Below are 4,848 nucleotides of genomic sequence, written 5' to 3' on the forward strand. Positions count from 1 at the left end.
GTTAACCGGTATACTTATGACATCTGGGGTAATCCGCTCAGTACGTCGGAACAAGTACCGCAGCCATTCCGATATAGCGGGGAGTTCTGGGATAGCAGTACGAACTTGCAGTATCTGCGAGCCAGATGGTATGATCCGAGTGTTGGCAGGTTTATAAATGAGGATACGTATGAAGGGGATATTTCCAATCCGCTGAGTTTGAATCTTTATACGTATGTGAAAAATAATCCATTAAAATATCTTGATCCAAGTGGACACGATCCTAGAGAACTACAGGCCCTGCTTGAGATGGCCAGAGATGGAGAAGTAAGTCTAACACAGGTACACAGTCAATTTGGAGGTTATTATCAACGAATTTTCCAAGATGATAATAACAATTACTATAATTATTTATTTGAAAAAGCTACAATGACAAGTCCCTATGGAAATTCACTTGGAGATTCAGATTGGGCAATAGGGGTACTGGTAAATGTCAATATTGCTGCTAATGCCAGTGCCGCAGATTTGGCGAATTTGTTAGAGTCTTTTGTAGAAATTGGTGCTATATCATTAAGGACAGGAGCAAAGTCGGCAAGAACAAAGGCTTCAGCTAATATCTCAGCTGAGTGTAATTGTTTTACAGCAGGAACAAAAGTTCTTACAGACGAAGGGGAGAAACCTATCGAAGACATTGAGGTCGGCGATAAGGTTCTATCCAAGGATGATGAAACTGGTGAGGTAGCGTACAAAGAGGTTACGGCAACGTTTAACCACGAAACGGATGAGATTTACAAAATCCACGTGGGCGACCAAGTTATTGAATCAACTTTTAACCATCCCTTCTGGGTGGAAGGTAAGGGTTGGACGTTCGTCAAAGACCTCAAGGTCGGTGACTTGCTTGTTCGGAGCGAAGGGAATACACTCAAGATTGAGAGCATCGAACTGGAACATAAGCAGGTTACCGTTTACAACATGACAGTTGATGAGTTCCATACCTACTTTGTTAGTGATCTTGGTATTTGGGTGCATAATTCAAATTGTAACTTTTCCAAATGGAATAAGGGAAGTTTTGATGACATCGAAAGTTCCGCTGAATATCATTTTAAGAAACATGGTAAAGAAGTAGGGGCGGAGGATTTAGCACAATATCTTAGGAAGGCTGAAGAATTCGCAAGAACTGCCAAAAAGGGTTCTACAAAAAGTAATGTAGATGGAGCAGTTGAGGGTACAATTCGCTATAAAAAGAACGGAAAATATGTTGATATCGCACCGGATGGGACGATAATTTCTTTTGGTAAGTAATATATTTTTCTAGTTGGAGGTCTTCGGATTTGAATAAAGAAGAAGTTCTATCAAAAATATCGGATATGAAGAAATTCATAATGGAAAACCCCTTCCCATATGAGGGAACAAGCAAAATAAAGATTGATTTTGAAAAGGACTTTGCAGTGCTTGAAGATGAAAGTTTAAATGCCGACTTTAATGACTATTGTACTGTAATTGTTGGAACGACGAGTTATATCTTAAAGGGTAACGTTGACAAAATCCCCAATAGGCAAATTGAATTGTTAAATAAGGATTTTTTTGAGCGATTTCCTCAGTACCATTATTTTGAATCAAGTCTGGAGAGATACCCCGACTTTCAGAATGAGTACAACAATCATGAGAAATTAAGGAAGCTAGTTCTTTCTTTTTTAAACCTTTAATGCAAATCAGATGCTTTTCAGACCTTGAGGATATTCTCAAGGTCTTTCTTTTACCCCCACCCAGTGCCGAATGCCCAGTTTTCACTTGCTACGTTCGCCCATCCCTGAAACGAAAAATCACTCAAAATGTTTGCGCGGCGGAAGACCATTGAAACGATATAATATTATTTGATTATTAAAATGAACTCATGTATACTTCATCTTAGAGGTGTTTTTCGTGAGCGAATTTTATAATGAGTCTGTGAAGTCAAAATTTTTAATGAGATACGGTGTAGGTTCTCAAAAGATATTTGCTAGGATTTTTCGATTCTCCCAAAGTTTAGAGGAAGAATACGGCACAGACATGTCAAACTTTACATTGGAACAAGTAGAAGCCGTGTTAAAAAAATTAAAACCTGCAACTGAAGCATCCTCCAGAAATTCGACTTCGTGTATCTTTACTTACATTAATTGGGCTATTGAGGAAGGACTCAGTTCACTTCCAGTCAATCCATTATCAAATAAACCGTTGGACTGGTGCAGGTCTTTTATTGTACCGATAACCGAGTTAAGTGAGTCAAAATTCAATTCCCTTGAACGGAATTGTGTAAATGCACAGGACGCTGTGATTTTAAGACTTATTTTTGAGGGAGTTAAAGGAGACGGATGTGCGGAGCTTTTGCAGCTTACCATGCGTGATGTAGATTTCGAACGAGGAGTGCTGACTTTAACGAATCAAGATCAAAGCATCCGGTATCTTGAAGTAAGTCAACAGGCATTATATTTAATAAAACTTGCCGCGCGGGAAACGTTATATCAAAAGAAAAATGGCTCTTTCAGTGGGACGACGAAAAATCCCCATACGCGTCTTGTTGAGAATGAATATGTCATTCGAAGTTCCATTACAAGGAATGAAAATGTTCACGCGGCGGATAAATTTCTTATCTATCGACGTTTGAGCATGTTATCCGAAGTCTTCCAACTGCCCAAATTAAACGTAAATATGATTGAACGTTCCGGCATGATGAAGATGGCAAAGGATTTGCTGGAAGCAGAAGGTAAGTTGGAGCGGGAACAATACTTTAAAATTGCGGAGCGCTTTAACATTGCGAAGAGAATCAATAACGGAATCGAAGAATACAATTATTATCCACTTAAGTCCTTCTTGAATGAAAAGGCAGTCCGAGAGATGTACAACCTATAAAAGAAAAATAATAAGATAAACAGTTGACTTAAAATAAAATAATATGATAATATACATCATGTAGTCGGAAATGGCTGCTTATCTTTTTAAAATTAAAAGTAAAATAATAATATAAGAAGGATGATGTAAATTGAAGGTCTGACATGGTTTTTGAATCGCTCAGCTTAAAATGAAAAGGATACCATTGTGCGGGACTGGTCAATTCCTAAGAGGGAGCAATGTGGCTGATGACGATATTTATGATCTGTGCGTGAAACATGATCTGCTTAGCAAGAAGGAACGAAGAAAGAAATCCGAGGAAGGTGACCTTTCATGAAGCATGTTCTTATAACATGCCGAATCTTTCCCCATATTTGAAGTACATCATTAAAACGAAAAGGAGAAAGCCTTTGTTCGATACGATCACCATGTTAACCAAAATTTATATTCATCCTGAAAATTTGCAACAGACGGAATCCTTTACTTTTCAAAAGGATGGTGTGTGCCGAACGAAATACAAGTACAAAGACTCGCTCATATCGAAAATCATTTACCGAGATTACAATCAAACGCTAGAAATCGAGTTGTCGATCCCCAAATTTCTCTACGGTAACAATGTAAACCTCATAAAAGAAAGTGAAATCCCTCTCTTTTTCCAAAGGTTACATCAACGGTTACATGAATTGTTTAACATCAGTATTCGAAAAGAGGATTGGTACACGAAGCGGCTAGATGTTTGTTGGAATTTCCCAGCGAATGAGGATATTGACGATTATCTTAAACAATTGGCAGAAATGAAGCTGCCCCGTTTAAAACCAGAAACATACGGACATCGGGAAACCGTTGTGCATCGAAATAAAAGCAGAAGAATTTCATTTTATAATAAGCAGAAGGAGTGTAAACGAACCAAGCAGCCGCGAGAAATCATTGATCAAGCTAAAGGGTTACTTCGCATGGAAATTAACTTAAAGGAGAAAAGTTTATCTAAATATTCATCGAAACGAAAAGCGTTTGAATTGCTAACTGTGCATTTCTTTGATTATATAACCAATCCCATTTTGCAGCAGATTGAGTTTATAGATGTTGTTGAAGGGATATCGTTTCAGTGGTTAGCTAAACAAACGAACAAAATAAGTAAAATTGAGTCCGTCCTAGGTTTTCGAGTTTTACAAAATCATCTTACTCAAACCGAGTTGAAGCAATTATATTCAAATTCGACATATGATAGAAAGGTAAATCTAACAAGGAGCATTCAGTTTCCCAGTCACAGGATACTGGCCCCCTTGAAAATTGATTATGCAAATTTAGGTTAAAAGTGATCCTTTTACATACGATTGTTACGTCTGCGATGCGATAACAATTTCATACATAATCGGTTAAAAGTCCAGAAGAAATAAGGCTTTATAGGGCTTTGGCGATACCAATAATCATCATACATAAAAAGAGTGCAATTTAAAGAAACAAAGAGTAATCCATACATAACGCAAGAAAATTCGATATTATTCCGATTAAAACGCTATGAAATAACGATTTTATCTTCTTACGGTGTCCGGGCTGGTTTACATTATTTGAAGGCTTCGTTTTAGCTGTATGGTGCATAGCTGATGTGAGAACACAGTGTTGTTAGGGTTTGAACGATTAGTCTTCCATTACAATCAATTCATGAATATGAATGTTTAGAGCTTTACAAATTTCTTCAAGTGTACTGATATAAATTCGATCTGTGGTTCCTTTGCATAAAGCATTTATTGTTGCTGGCCGCATGTTTGCCTTTATCGAAAGTTGGCGTTGAGAAATGTTGCGCTCATCTAATATTTCTTGTAACCGAACTTTGATTTTCATTGAATCGACTTCCTCTTATTTTTTATGGTTGGTCATTGAGAAAAATATATCATATTTTACTATAAAACTCATTGACCATTACGCTACAAAGTAATATTATAAATTTATATTACTTTACAGCGTAACATAAATTAAAATTTCTGTAACGGAGGGAACATT

The 4,848-nt window shown here is 37.1% G+C and carries 5 protein-coding genes; 4 read left to right on the forward strand and 1 reads right to left on the reverse strand.

The window, feature by feature from the left end:
• The 4 genes from PEL01S_RS35500 to PEL01S_RS33885 all read left to right on the forward strand — a co-directional run.
• On the forward strand, positions 1-1,281 hold a 1,281-nt coding region (locus tag PEL01S_RS35500), incomplete at its 5' end, for a polymorphic toxin-type HINT domain-containing protein (RefSeq protein WP_174807052.1).
• A 29-nt stretch (positions 1,282-1,310) separates the two neighbouring features.
• The gene (locus PEL01S_RS33875; RefSeq protein WP_127463326.1) at positions 1,311-1,685 is read left to right on the forward strand and encodes a YxiJ family protein; all 375 of its coding nucleotides are present in this window, start codon (positions 1,311-1,313) and stop codon (positions 1,683-1,685) included.
• Positions 1,686-1,902: 217 nt separating this feature from the next.
• The gene (locus PEL01S_RS33880) at positions 1,903-2,868 is read left to right on the forward strand and encodes a phage lytic cycle repressor MrpR family protein (protein ID WP_127463328.1); all 966 of its coding nucleotides are present in this window, start codon (positions 1,903-1,905) and stop codon (positions 2,866-2,868) included.
• Positions 2,869-3,257: 389 nt separating this feature from the next.
• The gene (locus PEL01S_RS33885; RefSeq protein WP_127463330.1) at positions 3,258-4,160 is read left to right on the forward strand and encodes a phage/plasmid replication domain-containing protein; all 903 of its coding nucleotides are present in this window, start codon (positions 3,258-3,260) and stop codon (positions 4,158-4,160) included.
• A 325-nt stretch (positions 4,161-4,485) separates the two neighbouring features.
• Here PEL01S_RS33885 and PEL01S_RS33890 read toward each other — a convergent pair whose 3' ends face one another.
• Positions 4,486-4,689, reverse strand: coding sequence for a helix-turn-helix domain-containing protein (locus PEL01S_RS33890; RefSeq protein WP_127463332.1), 204 nt, complete (start codon positions 4,687-4,689; stop codon positions 4,486-4,488).
• Positions 4,690-4,848 lie beyond the last annotated feature (159 nt).

Origin of the sequence: Paenibacillus elgii NBRC 100335 (genome assembly GCF_004000865.1) — a bacterium.
GTDB lineage: Bacteria > Bacillota > Bacilli > Paenibacillales > NBRC-103111 > Paenibacillus_G > Paenibacillus_G elgii.